This is a genomic window from Pseudomonas alvandae, assembly GCF_019141525.1.
GTDB classification, from domain to species: domain Bacteria; phylum Pseudomonadota; class Gammaproteobacteria; order Pseudomonadales; family Pseudomonadaceae; genus Aquipseudomonas; species Aquipseudomonas alvandae.
Map to the genome: position 1 here is coordinate 4,214,133 of NZ_CP077080.1, position 13,557 is coordinate 4,227,689.

Annotated in this window: 16 protein-coding genes; 5 read left to right on the forward strand and 11 right to left on the reverse strand. The window is 61.8% G+C overall.

Annotation, left to right across the window (positions count from 1 at the left end):
• Nucleotides 1–78: 78 nt before the first annotated feature.
• Genes KSS97_RS18540 through KSS97_RS18560 form a run of 5 tightly spaced genes read right to left on the reverse strand, consistent with a single transcriptional unit; the run spans nucleotide 79 to nucleotide 3,530 of the window.
• Complete coding sequence (locus KSS97_RS18540) at nucleotides 79–465, reverse strand: RidA family protein (protein ID WP_030141397.1); 387 nt, start codon at nucleotides 463–465, stop codon at nucleotides 79–81.
• 24 nt (nucleotides 466–489) lie between these two features.
• On the reverse strand, nucleotides 490–1,296 hold the full coding sequence (locus KSS97_RS18545; protein ID WP_030141396.1) for an amino acid ABC transporter ATP-binding protein: 807 nt from the start codon (nucleotides 1,294–1,296) through the stop codon (nucleotides 490–492).
• Nucleotides 1,293–1,955, reverse strand: a complete 663-nt coding sequence (locus KSS97_RS18550; RefSeq protein WP_217859866.1) for an amino acid ABC transporter permease — start codon at nucleotides 1,953–1,955, stop codon at nucleotides 1,293–1,295. The genes KSS97_RS18545 and KSS97_RS18550 overlap by 4 nt, the downstream gene beginning before the upstream one ends.
• A 9-nt stretch (nucleotides 1,956–1,964) precedes the next feature.
• Nucleotides 1,965–2,627, reverse strand: coding sequence for an amino acid ABC transporter permease (locus tag KSS97_RS18555; RefSeq protein ID WP_217859867.1), 663 nt, complete (start codon nucleotides 2,625–2,627; stop codon nucleotides 1,965–1,967).
• 54 nt (nucleotides 2,628–2,681) lie between these two features.
• Complete coding sequence (locus KSS97_RS18560; protein WP_030141393.1) at nucleotides 2,682–3,530, reverse strand: transporter substrate-binding protein; 849 nt, start codon at nucleotides 3,528–3,530, stop codon at nucleotides 2,682–2,684.
• Nucleotides 3,531–3,957: 427 nt separating this feature from the next.
• On the opposite strand from KSS97_RS18560, the gene KSS97_RS18565 reads away from it, so the two are divergent.
• A complete protein-coding gene (locus KSS97_RS18565; RefSeq protein ID WP_217859868.1) occupies nucleotides 3,958–5,403 on the forward strand; it encodes an aldehyde dehydrogenase family protein in 1,446 nt (481 codons plus the stop codon).
• A gap of 108 nt (nucleotides 5,404–5,511) precedes the next feature.
• Nucleotides 5,512–6,009, forward strand: a complete 498-nt coding sequence (locus KSS97_RS18570) for a DUF3916 domain-containing protein (RefSeq protein WP_217859869.1) — start codon at nucleotides 5,512–5,514, stop codon at nucleotides 6,007–6,009.
• A 14-nt stretch (nucleotides 6,010–6,023) separates the two neighbouring features.
• Here the strand turns inward: KSS97_RS18570 and KSS97_RS18575 are convergent, their stop codons facing one another.
• Together KSS97_RS18575 and KSS97_RS18580 are read right to left on the reverse strand one after the other, a co-directional pair.
• Nucleotides 6,024–6,416, reverse strand: coding sequence for a GFA family protein (locus KSS97_RS18575; protein WP_217859870.1), 393 nt, complete (start codon nucleotides 6,414–6,416; stop codon nucleotides 6,024–6,026).
• Between the two features lie 30 nt (nucleotides 6,417–6,446).
• Nucleotides 6,447–7,373 carry a LysR family transcriptional regulator gene (locus KSS97_RS18580; RefSeq protein ID WP_217859871.1) on the reverse strand — a complete coding sequence of 309 codons (927 nt, stop codon included), beginning with the start codon at nucleotides 7,371–7,373 and terminating at the stop codon, nucleotides 6,447–6,449.
• A 133-nt stretch (nucleotides 7,374–7,506) separates the two neighbouring features.
• Between KSS97_RS18580 and KSS97_RS18585 the strand changes: the two genes are divergently transcribed.
• Nucleotides 7,507–7,908 (forward strand): RidA family protein, encoded by a 402-nt coding sequence (locus KSS97_RS18585; RefSeq protein ID WP_198798194.1) that lies wholly within the window; start codon nucleotides 7,507–7,509, stop codon nucleotides 7,906–7,908.
• 181 nt (nucleotides 7,909–8,089) lie between these two features.
• Here KSS97_RS18585 and KSS97_RS18590 read toward each other — a convergent pair whose 3' ends face one another.
• The 4 genes from KSS97_RS18590 to KSS97_RS18605 form a co-directional block, all read right to left on the reverse strand.
• The gene (locus tag KSS97_RS18590; protein ID WP_030141387.1) at nucleotides 8,090–8,569 is read right to left on the reverse strand and encodes a VOC family protein; all 480 of its coding nucleotides are present in this window, start codon (nucleotides 8,567–8,569) and stop codon (nucleotides 8,090–8,092) included.
• 61 nt (nucleotides 8,570–8,630) lie between these two features.
• Nucleotides 8,631–9,932, reverse strand: coding sequence for an Nramp family divalent metal transporter (locus tag KSS97_RS18595; RefSeq protein ID WP_198798193.1), 1,302 nt, complete (start codon nucleotides 9,930–9,932; stop codon nucleotides 8,631–8,633).
• A 146-nt stretch (nucleotides 9,933–10,078) separates the two neighbouring features.
• Entirely contained in the window at nucleotides 10,079–10,318 is a 240-nt protein-coding gene (locus KSS97_RS18600) for a hypothetical protein (protein WP_030141385.1), read from the reverse strand.
• A complete protein-coding gene (locus tag KSS97_RS18605; protein ID WP_217859872.1) occupies nucleotides 10,311–11,096 on the reverse strand; it encodes an MlaA family lipoprotein in 786 nt (261 codons plus the stop codon). The genes KSS97_RS18600 and KSS97_RS18605 overlap by 8 nt, the downstream gene beginning before the upstream one ends.
• 366 nt (nucleotides 11,097–11,462) lie before the next feature.
• Between KSS97_RS18605 and KSS97_RS18610 the strand changes: the two genes are divergently transcribed.
• Nucleotides 11,463–12,173, forward strand: coding sequence for a response regulator (locus KSS97_RS18610; RefSeq protein ID WP_030141383.1), 711 nt, complete (start codon nucleotides 11,463–11,465; stop codon nucleotides 12,171–12,173).
• Nucleotides 12,170–13,519 (forward strand): sensor histidine kinase, encoded by a 1,350-nt coding sequence (locus KSS97_RS18615; RefSeq protein ID WP_217859873.1) that lies wholly within the window; start codon nucleotides 12,170–12,172, stop codon nucleotides 13,517–13,519. Before KSS97_RS18610 ends, KSS97_RS18615 begins: the two co-directional genes overlap by 4 nt.
• The last annotated feature ends 38 nt before the right edge of the window (nucleotides 13,520–13,557 follow it).

Consider the following 13,557-nt stretch of genomic DNA (forward strand, 5'->3'; position numbering starts at 1 on the left):
CCCCAAAACTTCTGTTATGGCAAAAAATTTGGGACTGCTTCGCAGCCCAGCGGGGATAAATCCCCTCGCCACATGTGATCACTTTTTCTTGTAGGCCACGCAGTCGATCTCGACCTTGCAATCGACCATCATGCTTGCCTGCACACACGCCCGGGCCGGGGCGTGTTCCGGGCTGAAGTATTCGCCGAAGACCTTGTTGAAACTCCAGAAATCCCGTGGGTCCTCCAGCCAGACACCGCAGCGCACGACGTCTTCCAGGCCATAGCCAGCCTCTTTCAGAATGGCGATCAGGTTCTTCATGGTCTGGTGGGTCTGTTCGACGATGCCGCCAACAATGATCTCGCCGTTCACCGCCGGTACCTGGCCGGACACGTGCAGCCAGCCATCGGCCTCCACGGCGCGGGCGAAGGGCCGTGGTTGTCCGCCACCTGCGGTGCTGCCGGTGCCGTAGCGCGTAATGCTCATGGGTTATCTCCTTGTTGAAATGAGTTAAAAACGAGTGTTCTTGAGGAATTCCGCCAGGCGTGGCGATTGCGGTCGCTCGAACAATTCCTTCGGCGGCCCTTGCTCTTCGATGCGGCCCTGGTTCATGAAGACGATCTTGTCGGAGACCTCGAAGGCGAAACGCATTTCGTGGGTGACCAGCAGCATGGTCATGCCGTCTTCGGCCAGGCCCTTGATCACGTTCAGCACTTCGCCGACCAGCTCCGGATCGAGCGCAGACGTCACTTCGTCAAACAGCATCAGGCTCGGGTTCATCGCAATCGCCCGGGCGATCGCCACGCGCTGTTGCTGGCCGCCGGACAACTGACCGGGAAAGTGATCGCGCCGTTCCAGCAGGCCGACCCGCTCCAGCCATTTTTCGGCCAGGGCGACGGCTTCGTCCTTGGGCAGTTTTTTCACCTTGAGCAGGCCGAGGGTGACGTTCTGCAGCGCAGTCAAATGCGGAAACAGGTTGAATTGCTGAAAGGCCATGCCGGTCATGGCCCGGTGCCGGGCGATGACTTTCTCGGCATGACGCACGCGCTTGCCACCCACCTCGTCATAGCCGATGGACTCGCCGTCGAGCATGATCTGGCCGCCCTGGAATTCTTCCAGCATGTTCACGCAACGCAACAGCGTGGTCTTGCCCGAGCCACTGGAACCGATCAGCGTGACCACGTTGCCGCGCTGCATGCTCAGGTCCACGCCCTTGAGCACTTCCAGCGGACCGTATTGTTTGCGCAGGCCACGAATGTCCAGCAGCGGTTGGGTGTTGGAGGGCTTTGTATTGGAGAGTTTCGAAACGTCAGTCATGGCAACGCCACCCGTTTTTCAATGTGCCGCCCGAGCAATTCGATGGCGTAGTTGATGATGAAGAAGAGAAAACCGGCGAACAGATAGAACTCCAAGGTCATGAAAGTCCGGGCGATGATCTGCTGGGTGCTGAGCAGCAATTCAGCCACACCGATCACCGACAGCAAGGTCGAGGCCTTGACGATTTCGGTGGAGGAATTGACCCAGGTGGGCAAAATCTGCCGCAACGCCTGGGGCAACAGCACGTAGCCCAGCGCCTGGTAGAACGTCAGGCCGATGGCTTGGCTCGCTTCCATCTGCCCACGGGGCAACGCCTGCAAGGCACCGCGCACGATCTCGGCCACGTGAGAGCCGCAGAATAGCGTCAGGCCCAGCACGCCGGCCTGGAACGCGCCGATCTGCCAGCCCAGGGCCGGGGCCATGTAGAAGCAGGCCAGCACCAGCACGAACACCGGTGTGCCGCGAATCAGGTCGACGTAAAAACGAAACGGCACGCGCATCCAGACCCGCCCATACGTCAGGGCCAATCCGGCGACGACACCGATCAACGTGCCCAATACAATCGCCAGCACCGAACATTGCACGCTGGTCAGGAAGCCGTTCCACAAGGTGTCCCGGGCGACCCACAACTCATGTGGCCAACTGGGGGATTCGTACATGGGAAACTCCTAACGGCGGATCGCCAGGCGCTGCTCGAAATACCGCAGCAGCATGGCAATGAGGTAACAGGCCGCGACATACAAGGCCGTGGTCACCAGCCAAGTTTCGATCACGCGGTAGCTCTCCACGTTGATCTTGCGGGCGTAATAGGTCAGCTCCGGCACGGCAATCGCCGCGGCCAGGGAGGTGTCCTTGAACAGCGAGATGAAGTTGTTCGACAAGGCCGGCAAGACGTTGCGCAGCATCACCGGAACAGTGATGTAGGCCTTCACCTGCCACTCGCCGAGGCCGATGGCCAGGCCCGCTTCACGCTGTCCCTTGTGAATGCTCAACAGCCCGCCGCGAAACACTTCGGTCAGGTAGGCCCCGGCGTACAGCGACAGCGTGATGACGAACGACGGCAGTTTGTCGAGGCGAATGCCCAGGCTTGGCAAGGCGAAGTAGATCAGCAGGATCAGCACCAGGATCGGCGTATTGCGGATCACCGTGACATACACCGACGCCAGCACCCGCAGGAGCCGATGTTTGCTGAGCAGCGCGAATGCCATCGCCAGGCCGATCACGCAACCAATGGCGATCGACACCAGCGCCAGGGAAAGCCCCAGGCCCAGCCCCGCGAGCAGGGTGTCGAAATCGCGCCAGACGGCGGCAAAGTTCAACTGATAATTCATGGTCGGCAGCACCTTCGACGGAGCGCCCGCAAGGGGCGCCCCGGGCTCACAGGGTCATTTGAATTCAACAGGGAAACCGATCGCCGGCGACGGCAGGTCAACGCCGAACCATTGCTTGAATGACGCCGCGTAGGTAGGGAATTCCACGCCGGTCATGGCCTCGTGCAGGGTGGTGTTGACGAAGTTCAGCCAATCCTGGTCGCCGCGCTTGACCGCACAGGCGTAGGTTTGCGGGCTCCAGGCATACGCCGGGCTGCGGTAGCGCCCAGGGTTCTGCACCATCAGGTATTTGACCGAGGACTGGTCGGTGGCGGCGGCATCGGCGCGGCCGGAGTTCACCGCCTGGTACATCAGGTCGACGCTGTCGTACTGGTCGACCTTGGCCTTGGGCAACGCCTGGTGCACCAGTTCTTCGGCGTAGACGTTCTGCAACACCGCCACGGTGACGCCATCGCCGGCAGCCTTGAGGTCTTCGATTTCCTTGTACTTGCTGTTGGCCGGCAACAGCAGGCCCACCCCTTCGCGGTAGTACGGCAAGGTGAACGCCACTTGCTGGGCGCGACTGGCGGTGACGGTGATGAACTGGCAGCTCATGTCGACCTTGTCGGTCAGCAGGTTGGGAATCCGCGCATCGGAAGACTGCACCACGAATTCGACTTTCTCGGGATCGTTGAACAAGCCCTTGGCGACCATCCGTGCGATGTCGATATCAAAGCCCTGCAACTTGCCATCCGCTCCCTGGAAGTGCCACGGCGCATTGGTGCTGCCCGTGCCCACGATCAATTTCCCGCGTTGCAGCACGCTGTCCAGCTTGCTGTCGGCCGCCTGGGCGACACCCATGGCAGCCGTCGTGGCCGCGAAGAGAAAAACACACGCTTTGAACAAGGAAGGTCGGCGTTGCATGGCAAGCACTCCAGGGTGAGTTTATTCCGCTATACCGGAATTTAGTATGTAACAACGGAATAGACAGCAGAAAGTGTGCCACAGCCTTTCGACGCGATGGAGTGGAAAATGGAATTTCAACGAAATCAGGCAGATAGAAAAACAGTCGATGCAGGACGAAATCATCGCGCGTTTGCGGTTGCTACCGTTGGCTACGGCTGCCGGGTAGCAAGGCCCCAGCGCGAAGCACAGCGAGTGCGCGATACACCCCAGCGCACCAAAATGGTCATCCCTACGTTTTTGCAAAGTTAGCCCGGCAGATACAGCAGATTCTTCTTTGCCAAGCCCAACAACGGCACAACCCGCCAGGGCCGCTTTGTTAGCTTATGGGCATGCAATCACGACCTGCTGCCGGCAGTGTCATCAACGCTCTACGGGAGCCCGAAGGATGACCAAACCCTCTTATATTCCGCACAACACCGGACAGTTCTACATCAATGGTCGTTGGCAGTCGCCGGCCCAAGCGACGATGCTGGCCGTGATCAATCCGGCTACCGAGGAGGTAATCGCCGAGGTCGCCCAGGGATCGTCCCCGGACGTTGACCGCGCCGTCGCGGCAGCTCGGGCGGCGATGCCCGGCTGGGCCGCGACGCCAGTGACGGATCGCGCGCGCATCCTCGGCAAGCTCCACGAGCTGATCCTCGAACACCAGGAAGCCCTGGCCCAGGTACTGTCCCTGGAAATGGGCGCGGCGATCGGTTTTGCCCGATCCATGCAAGTGCCGTTGGCGGCCGAACACGTCCGGGTGGCGCGCGATGTGCTGTCCACTTATGCATTCCAAAAGATCGAGAACGGCACCGCCATCGTGCGTGAACCCATCGGGGTCTGCGGCCTGATCACGCCGTGGAACTGGCCGCTCTACCAGATCACCGCCAAGGTCGCCCCGGCGATTGCCGCCGGCTGCACCGTGGTGCTCAAGCCCAGCGAACTGTCGCCCTTGAGCGCCCTGTTGTTCGCCCAACTGGTGCACGACGCCGGTCTGCCGGCGGGCGTGTTCAACCTGGTCAACGGCGACGGTGCCGAGGTCGGCGCGGCCATGGCGGCGCACCCCGACATCGACATGATCTCCATCACCGGCTCCAACCGCGCGGGCGCCCTGGTCGCCCAAGCCGCGGCACCGACGGTAAAACGCGTCACCCAGGAGCTGGGCGGCAAGTCGCCGAACGTATTCTTGCCCGACGCCGACTTCGCCAAGGCCGTGCCGCCAGGCGTGATGTCGGCGTTGCGCAATGTCGGCCAGTCTTGCAGCGCCCCCACGCGAATGATCGTACCGAGGAATCGCCTGGCGGAAGTCGAGGCACTGGCGGCGACCACGGCCAATGCGATCGTCGTCGGCGCCCCAGGGTCGGAAGACACCGTGCTGGGCCCGATCGCCAACGAGGCCCAGTTCAAGCGCGTGCAAGCGATGATCGAAGCGGGCCTCGCGGAAGGCGCCAAGTTGATTTGCGGTGGGCCAGGTCGCGTGGACGGCTTTGCCAAAGGCTTCTACACCCGGCCAACGGTGTTCTCGCAAGTCGATAACGGCATGCGCATCGCCCAGGAAGAAATTTTCGGCCCGGTGCTGTGCATCATTCCGTACGACACCCTGGACGAAGCCGTCGCCATCGCCAACGACACCGTCTACGGACTGGGCGCACACGTCCAGGGCCAGGACCTCGACCAGGCACGCGCCGTGGCCGCGCGCATCCGTGCCGGGCAAGTCCTGCTCAATTACCCGGCCTGGAACCCCATGGCCCCGTTCGGCGGATACAAGCGCTCCGGAAATGGGCGTGAATATGGGCTCCATGGGTTCGAGGAATATCTGGAGATCAAGGCGATTGTCGGATTTGGTTGATCGCTCTGATATCGCGGACATCAAATGAAACCGAATTGACCAGCGTTATCCTTGGATTGGCGCATTGCAGCCCGGAGAATGGCCGGCCTCATTTGGCAGGACACATCAATGCGGCAAATCAGCGTCAACGCAAAGCCACTCAGGGGCCTGCATCGCCGCCTTCGCTCAATCGAGCGCTGGGCGTCGAATTTTGAAGGCAATTTCTATCCAAGGCAGGACGGTTACCGATATTCGAACTGGAAAATCCCAGTCCACGAACTGCTGGTCGAAGGCGATCAAGCCCGGATCGAAGTCCAGGCGTTCTGCGTCCAGCAGTTGCTCGAGGCAGCGGCCCACATATCTCGGGCGGCAGACCGCTCCGAAGGTTATTACCGCGTCGCCTGCCTTCTGACATGGCCATGGCTCTTTGAAAGCGAAGTCACCATTTTCTATGACAAGGACTACTACCTGGGTTTCCTCAGCGACGCGAACGCGCTAGCGCCCCAACGGATTAGCGACAAGTTGGCGCTGCACGTTCCACCCAATTTCATTGAACACGGGCGTAACGTAGTCCACCCAGAAAACAACATCACAGTCCAATGGTGGTGCATCGGCGAACCGGCCTGAGCACCTCGCCAACCCTACTCCTCTGCTCGCCCGCTGCCCTCGCGATCACCCTCATACCGCCGCGCCAACGCAAATGCCGGTAGCCAGGACTCACGACGCACGGTCCAGCATTCGTAGGTGGGTTTGAGTTGATCGGGGGAATCGAGCGCGCCAAGGTGCACTTCGATCTCGTCGCCGCTACGGGCGAACAGCGACGAGCCGCAGTGGGGACAGAAAAAGCGTCCGGCGTAGTCCCGGGTTTCGCCCGTGACGGTCACCGCGTCCCGGGGGAACACGGCCGCCGCGAAAAACACTGCGCCATGGTGCTTGCGGCAATCCAGGCAGTGGCAAAGGCCGACCCGGTAAGGGCGGCCGGAGGCTTCAAGGCGGACGTTGCCGCACAAGCAACCGCCGGTGAATCGGTCCATCGGTCTTCTCCTCTGCAGTCGGGAAAAATGTCATGACGCATGCCGATCAAGGATAGGCGCATGCTGCGCCATCAGCTCCACCACCCAATCAATGAACACCCGCAGCTTGGCACTGATATGCCGGTTCGGTGGGTAAGCCACATACATCGGCATCGACTCCAGTCGCCAGTCTTCGAATAGCGGAACCAACGTTCCCTGCGCCTGGTGGACCCGCGACATGTAGGTGGGCAACCAGAGCACCCCGAGCCCCGCCAGGCCGGCGGCCAAATAGGCATTGCCATCGTCGATCGCCAGGGCGTAGCGCCCCTTGATATGCAGGTGCTCGTCCTGCCGGTACATGGCATAGGGTAAGGCTTTGCCGGTGCGTGCCCAGAGGAAACCGACGACGCGGTGCTGGGAATCCTCCAACTCGCGGGGATGAGCCGGAGTGCCCAGACGCGCCAAGTAGCTCGGCGCGGCGAAGACGCCCAGGGCCAGGTCGCCGACGCGCCGGGCAATCAGCGATTGGTCCGTCAGCTCGCCGCCGCGAACCACGCAATCGACGTTCTCATCGATCATGTCGACGATGCGGTCGCTCACGCCCATGTCGATCTGGATATCCGGGTAACGCTCATAGAACGCTGGCAACGCCGGGATCAGGATCAGCGCCGCAAGTGGGCTCGGCACATCGACCCGCAGTCGGCCGCGCGGCAACGCCTGGGCGCCGGACAGGCTGGTCTCGGCGTCGTCCAGGTCAGCCAGCAGGCGAATCGCCCGCTCGTAGAACACCGCGCCGTCCGCCGTGACGTTGACCTTGCGCGTGGTGCGGTTGAGCAATTTGACCCGCAGCCGCGCTTCGAGCTGTTGCACCAGTTGCGTGACGGTGGTCTTGCTCATGTGCAGCGTCTCGGCGGCCTTGGTGAAACTGCCGGCCTCGACGACACGCACGAACGCTTGCATCGCGTCGAAACGATCCATTCTTTGCCTCGGATTGTTTGGTTTCTACAAACAGTGATCGCCAAGGTTGCTCGTTTATCGCCAGGGCACAAGCCCCTAGAGTGACTTCATCGTTGAGTTCCGGCCGCTATCGGCCATTGATGGAGAGATTCCCATGACCACCCGAGACGTTGTTTTCCCACCCGGCCGCCAAGCGCTTTACGAGCGCAACCGTTATTCACCGGCTGTTCGCTCCAACGGTTTGCTGTTCGTCTCCGGGCAGGTCGGCAGCCGCGAGGACGGCTCGCCGGAGCCGGTGCTGGAAGATCAGGTGCGCCGCGCCTTCACCAACCTGAATGCGATCCTCGCAGCCGCCGATTGCAGCTTTGACGACGTGATTGACGTTACCGTCTTCATGGTCGATCCGGAGTCGATCTTCGAACGGGTCTGGAGCGTCGTGGCCGAATTCTGGGGCAACGCGCCGCACCCGACGGTGACGGCGGTGGGCGTGACGTGGCTGTATGGCTTCCAGTTCGAGATCAAGGTGGTTGCCAGGTTGCCAGGGTCCTCCTTGTAGCATCGGGCGTGTGGAGGGTCTGCGGTGAGTGTGTTGGCTGTGCGTGCGCCATCGCGAGCAAGCTCGCTCCCACAGGGTTCCGTGCTGGCAGGAGAATCGAAGTCACCCTAATAAATGTGGGAGCGAGCTTGCTCGCGATCGCGTAGGGTCAGCTTGCATGGTCTTTTCTTCCGACCGCAAGCTACCCTTTCACCGCCGCCTCGATCGCCGCGATGTCGATCTTGGTCATCGTCATCATGGCCTCGAAGGCGCGCTTGGCGGCGGCTTTGTCGGCACTGGTGACCGCATCCACCAGCACCCGCGGGCTGATCTGCCACGACACGCCCCACTTGTCCTTGCACCAGCCGCAGGCACTCGCCTGGCCGCCGTTGTCGATGATCGCGTTCCACAAGCGGTCGGTCTCGGCCTGGTCGTCGGTTGCGATCTGGAACGAAAACGCCTCGCTGTGCTTGAACATCGCCCCGCCGTTCAAGCCGATGCAAGGAATGCCGATCACCGTGAAATCCACCGTGATCACATCGCCCTGGCTGCCCGACGGGTAATCGCCCGGCGCGTGGTGGATGGCGTTCACCGCGCTGTCGGGAAAGGTTCTTGCGTAAAATTCCGCCGCCTCTTGCGCAGTGCCGTCGTACCAGAGGCAGATCCTGTTCTTGTTGTTCATTCGGATTCTCCGAAAGGGACTGGACCGTGAAGTCTAGCAGTCCCTCCGGAGGTGAATGGACTCAGGTGAACAGATCGACGCCCAACTGGAATGCCACCCACAACGCCAGGCCGGTCGCAAACATCAGCGCAATGTTCTCGAACAGATTGTTGCGGTATTCCTTGCCCAGCAGCGATTTCTGGTTGGACATGATCAGCAGGCCCAGGGAGATCACCGGCAGGCCAACGATGTTCAGTGCATTGACACCGATGGTCAGGGTCACGAAGTCCGGCATGCCCGGCAACGACCAGATCAACGGCGTGACGAGGATGAACAGCATGAACCACTTGTGCATCGGGTCGCGGTGGAATTCCTTGCCATAGCGCTCGCGACGCTCGGGTCGCACGTGCTGGAAAGCATCGGTGATCAACATCGGGAACGCCGTGGTCTTGCCGGAAATGCTGGCGAACAGCGTAGCGAAGACGCCGATGAAGAACACGTACCAACCGATCGAGCCAAAGAACATTTCCAGGGCCTTGCCCAGGTCGCCGAGGGTTTTCACCTCGATACCGTTTGGCCGAAGGATCTCCGCGCCAACGATCCAGATCGCGAGGTTGATGACGATCCCGACGAACACCGCAAACAGCAGGTCGTTGCGCTGGATACGCTTGTGCTCCGGCCCGACCCAGCCTTTCTGGCGCATGACATAAGGGTGGACGAAGTTGGCGATGGAGCCCGCCACCGCACCGATCACCGAGACCGCCACCAGCAGCGCACCGTGCACGCCTTCATCGGGCGGAATGCTGAAGCCGATGGTGCCTTTGACGATCCCGGCGACATCCGGACCGGACATGACCGCCAGGGCCAGGAATGCCAGCGTCATGATCGCCAGCAAGGCCTTCATCACGCCTTCGATCATCGAATAGATATTGCGCCCGACGAGCATCCACACCGCCAGCACCACCGCCACCGAGCACAGCAGCGGGTAGTCGACCTTGAGCAGCATCGCCAGGGCCTCGCCGGCGCCCTTGATCATGTAGGCGTTCATCAAATGGCCCATGAGCAGCGCGTACACCAGCAGGAACCAGGCGAAGAACGGATTGAGCTGGGCGTAGCCCTGGAGGATGGTCATGCCCTGGTTATTGCAGAGCTGGAAGCGCGCGATGATGTTGACGATCAGGTATCGCAGCAGCAGGGACACCGCCAGCACCCACATCATGGCGTAGCCATAGTTCGCACCGGCCACGGAAGACGTGATGAGGTCGCCGGCGCCCAGCCAGGACAGCACGGCAATGATGCCGGGGCCAAGAAGCTTCAAGAGGCGTACGAAGCGGCTCTGCGCGGGAGCCACGGCCTGGCCTTCGGCGGAAGGAATGCTCGACATGGATGAGTCTCCGTTGTTTTTTTTGTGAGAAACGGAAACAGTCGACCACATTACGTACGACATCGTACAACTAAAATCAGGCTGGAATTATGTAGAAATGTTTCATGGGCCCCGGGGCTCAAAGACACCGGGGCCGTCGACCTTCGTCACGGCGCCTCCCTCCGCTCACCGTTATTGATCATCCAGCGAATCATGCTCGCCAACGGCACCCGATAGTGCTGGGTTGCGCATTGGCCGGCCTGCTGCGGGTCGTACCATTCGACGTAGCGGCTGAACAGCACATGGCGGCCGTCCTCGGCCACCCGCAGCTCCATTTCGCGGCAATGCAACATTCCCTGATCGAGGGTTTTTACCCGTCGATGCAGGACCAGCGCCTGGCTATTCATTCGCGGCGCCCTCTTCCCCACATCGTGGAGCGTCCTGGACGGAACCCAACTTTCCTTGCGCGACAAAATCGGCACGGCGCTGGGCGATGGCGTCGCGAAGCGCCACGTAGTAATCCGGCTGGGTCTGCAGCTTGTCGGTGAGTGGCAACGCCTCCGCGCGGCCATCGACGACGCCACCCACGGTCTTGATCGTGCCCAGGGTTTCAACGGTATCGCTGTTGTCGCCGAACGGATCGACCGCAAAGCTCACCACCTTGCCGGTCGCGTCCCTCAGGTTGGCGGTGCCCAGCAGCGGCAGCTCGACGATCGGTCCGGGAGCGATGTTCCAGACGCCAAACGTCTGGCCGAAATCGGACTCGTGGCGTTCGATGCCCAGCTTGCCCGACACATCGATCAAGCCGACGATACCCACCGTGGTGTTAATGGCAAAACGGCCCAGTGTGTTGACCGAACGCTGCCCGTTGCCTTGCAGCAAATCGTTGATGAACACCTTGGGCTCGCCGAAGTTGGCGACGAAGTTGTGCACGCCGGCCTGGAGCATGTCCGGCAATTTGCGATACCCACGGGCGATCGGGGCCAGGGCGTAATCGTCGACGGTGCGGTTGAAGGCGAAAATGCCACGGTTCACCGGTTCGGCTGGATCATGGACGGCGAAGGGCACGCTCTCGCAACTGCCTGGCGTGGCAGTGGGCGTACTGCTGCAACCGCTGGCGAGTGCCGCCAGCGCGACGATGACGGTGGATCGGACAAGCAACGGCGCGGGTTTGGTGATCGGCATGCGGGGCTATCTCGGGGAGGAATGGGGACGATACCAATCAGCCAATGACGCGGTTCCTGTGGCGAGGGGATTTATCCCCGCTGGGTTGCGAAGCGACCCCAAAACCAGGCACCACGGTACGTCTGGTTCATTGAGTCAACAGCTTTGGGGCTGCTTCGCAACCCAGCGGGGATAAATCCCCTCGCCACGGGTTCCGTTTGCCATCGTCTAACCAACTGGAATCGACCCCATCCTGCCGCCGTTTTCTTGCCCACAGATTTCCGGAATATTGCTCTCCGGCAGCTTTGTTTCCGGATTGAAATATATGACGCAAGCCCCGGATTGCCCCTAGTATTCCACCCGTATTCATTGCCCGACGTGACCCCCGTGAGCCATTTACTCCTGGTGGACGACGACCTCGAAGTCCTCGCCCTCCTGCGCAAATTCCTCGAACAACACGGCTATAGCGTCGAAGTCGCCGCCGACGGCAAAGCGCTGTGGCAAGCGGTGGAACGCCGACAGCCGGACCTGATCATCCTCGACGTGATGCTGCCGGGCGACAACGGACTGGTGCTCTGCCAGCGCCTGCGCACCGAGCACCGGGTCGGGATCATCATGCTCACCGCCATGGGCGAGTTGAGCGACCGCGTCGTCGGCCTGGAAATGGGCGCCGATGACTACCTGACCAAACCCTTCGACGCCCGCGAACTGCTGGCCCGGGTACGCGCCGTCCTCCGGCGCACCGGTGAAGCCAGGGGCGCCTTGGGCGACTTGACCCGCCCGGTCCTGGAATTCGACGGCTGGCAACTGGACGTCACCCGCCGCGAGTTGCGCTCCCCCGACAAGGTCATGATTCCCCTGTCCAGCGGCGAGTTCGAACTGCTGCTGGTCTTCGTCGAACATCCACGTCGGGTGCTCAGCCGCCAGCAACTGCTGGACCTGGCCCGTGGCGAAACCTTCGATGCGTTCGACCGCAGCATCGACGTGCAGGTCAGCCGACTGCGTCGCAAGCTGGAGACCGACGTCACGGGCCCGTCGATGATCCGCACCGTCCGCAACAGCGGCTACTTGTTCAGCCCCCACGTGGTGAAGCGATGACACCGGGCGGCACGAAGGTGTCTCGACCACGGGACACCGTGGCGCGGTGGATCGCCTTGACCACGATGGTGGCGATGCTGACGTTGCTGGCCCTCAACGAATTGTTCGGGGTATTGGCCGGTGCCTGGGCACGCCCTCCCCTGATGGAAACCGGCCTGATGGACAAGGCCGCGGCAATCACGCGCATCATCGATTCCGCCGCTCCCGGGCAACGCCACGACATCGCCAAGACCGCCAGCGACCCGGGGCTCAGCGTGCAATGGTTGCAGCGCTATGAGGACGCGCGGTTGCCAGTCATCGGAGACCCGGAGTTCAGTGAAGGTTCGGTTTTCCTGCGCCGGCAATTGAACAGGCCCGACGCCCGAATCGAGGCCTATGAGCCGGACGATTGGCCAACCAAGGATAATCCTGACAGGCGCTACGCGGTGATCATCGAGCTGACCGACCACACCTGGGTCATATTCTCGGTGTCATCCCGCAGTTGGGGCCTGGGGGAATGGCAACGCAACCTGATCATCATCGCGCTGATCCTGCTCTCAACCTTGATCGTCGCCCTGATCGCCACACGACACCTGGCGACCCCCCTGGAGCACTTTGCCGAGGGCGCCCGGCGCTTCGGCGTGGACTTCCGGGCGCCGCCGATCCCAGTCGTGGGCCCCTATGAAATCCGCCAGGCGATCCTCGCGTTCAACGCCATGCAGGCCCAGCTCAAGCACTTCGTCCAGGACCGCACGCAGATGCTCGCGGCCATCTCCCACGACCTGCGCGCACCGTTGACCCGCATGCGCCTGCGCGGGGAATTCATCGAGGACGCCGACCAGCAATCGAAGCTGTTCAGGGACGTTGACGAGATGCAGGCAATGGTCAACGCCGCACTGGAATTCTTCCGCGACGAAGCACGCCTTGAACACGCCACGGCATTTGATCTGGCTGAGCTGCTGCACACCGTCGTCGATGACTTCAGGGACGCCGGCACCGAAGTGTCGTTCGAAGGCGCCCAGCGTTTTGTCTATGTCGGCCGACCCATCGGGATCAAGCGTGCGCTGACCAACCTGATCGACAACGCGGTCAAATATGGCAGCGAGCCCGGCGTTCGTTTGAAAGCCTTCGCCGATTGCGTCGAGATCCGCATCGTCGACCGCGGGCCGGGCATCGCGCCTCACTATCAAGAGCAGGTGTTCGCGCCGTTCTTTCGCGTCGAGGGCTCGCGCAACAAAAACACCGGCGGCGTCGGCCTGGGCCTGTCGGCGGCACGGGCGACGGTGCTGGAGCATGGCGGGACACTGGTGCTCAGGAATCGACGCGAGGGTGGCCTGGAAGCCAGGGTCTCGCTGCCGCTCAATTGACCCCGGCGAGGCGCGCTGAACAACGATGCCCTAAAACC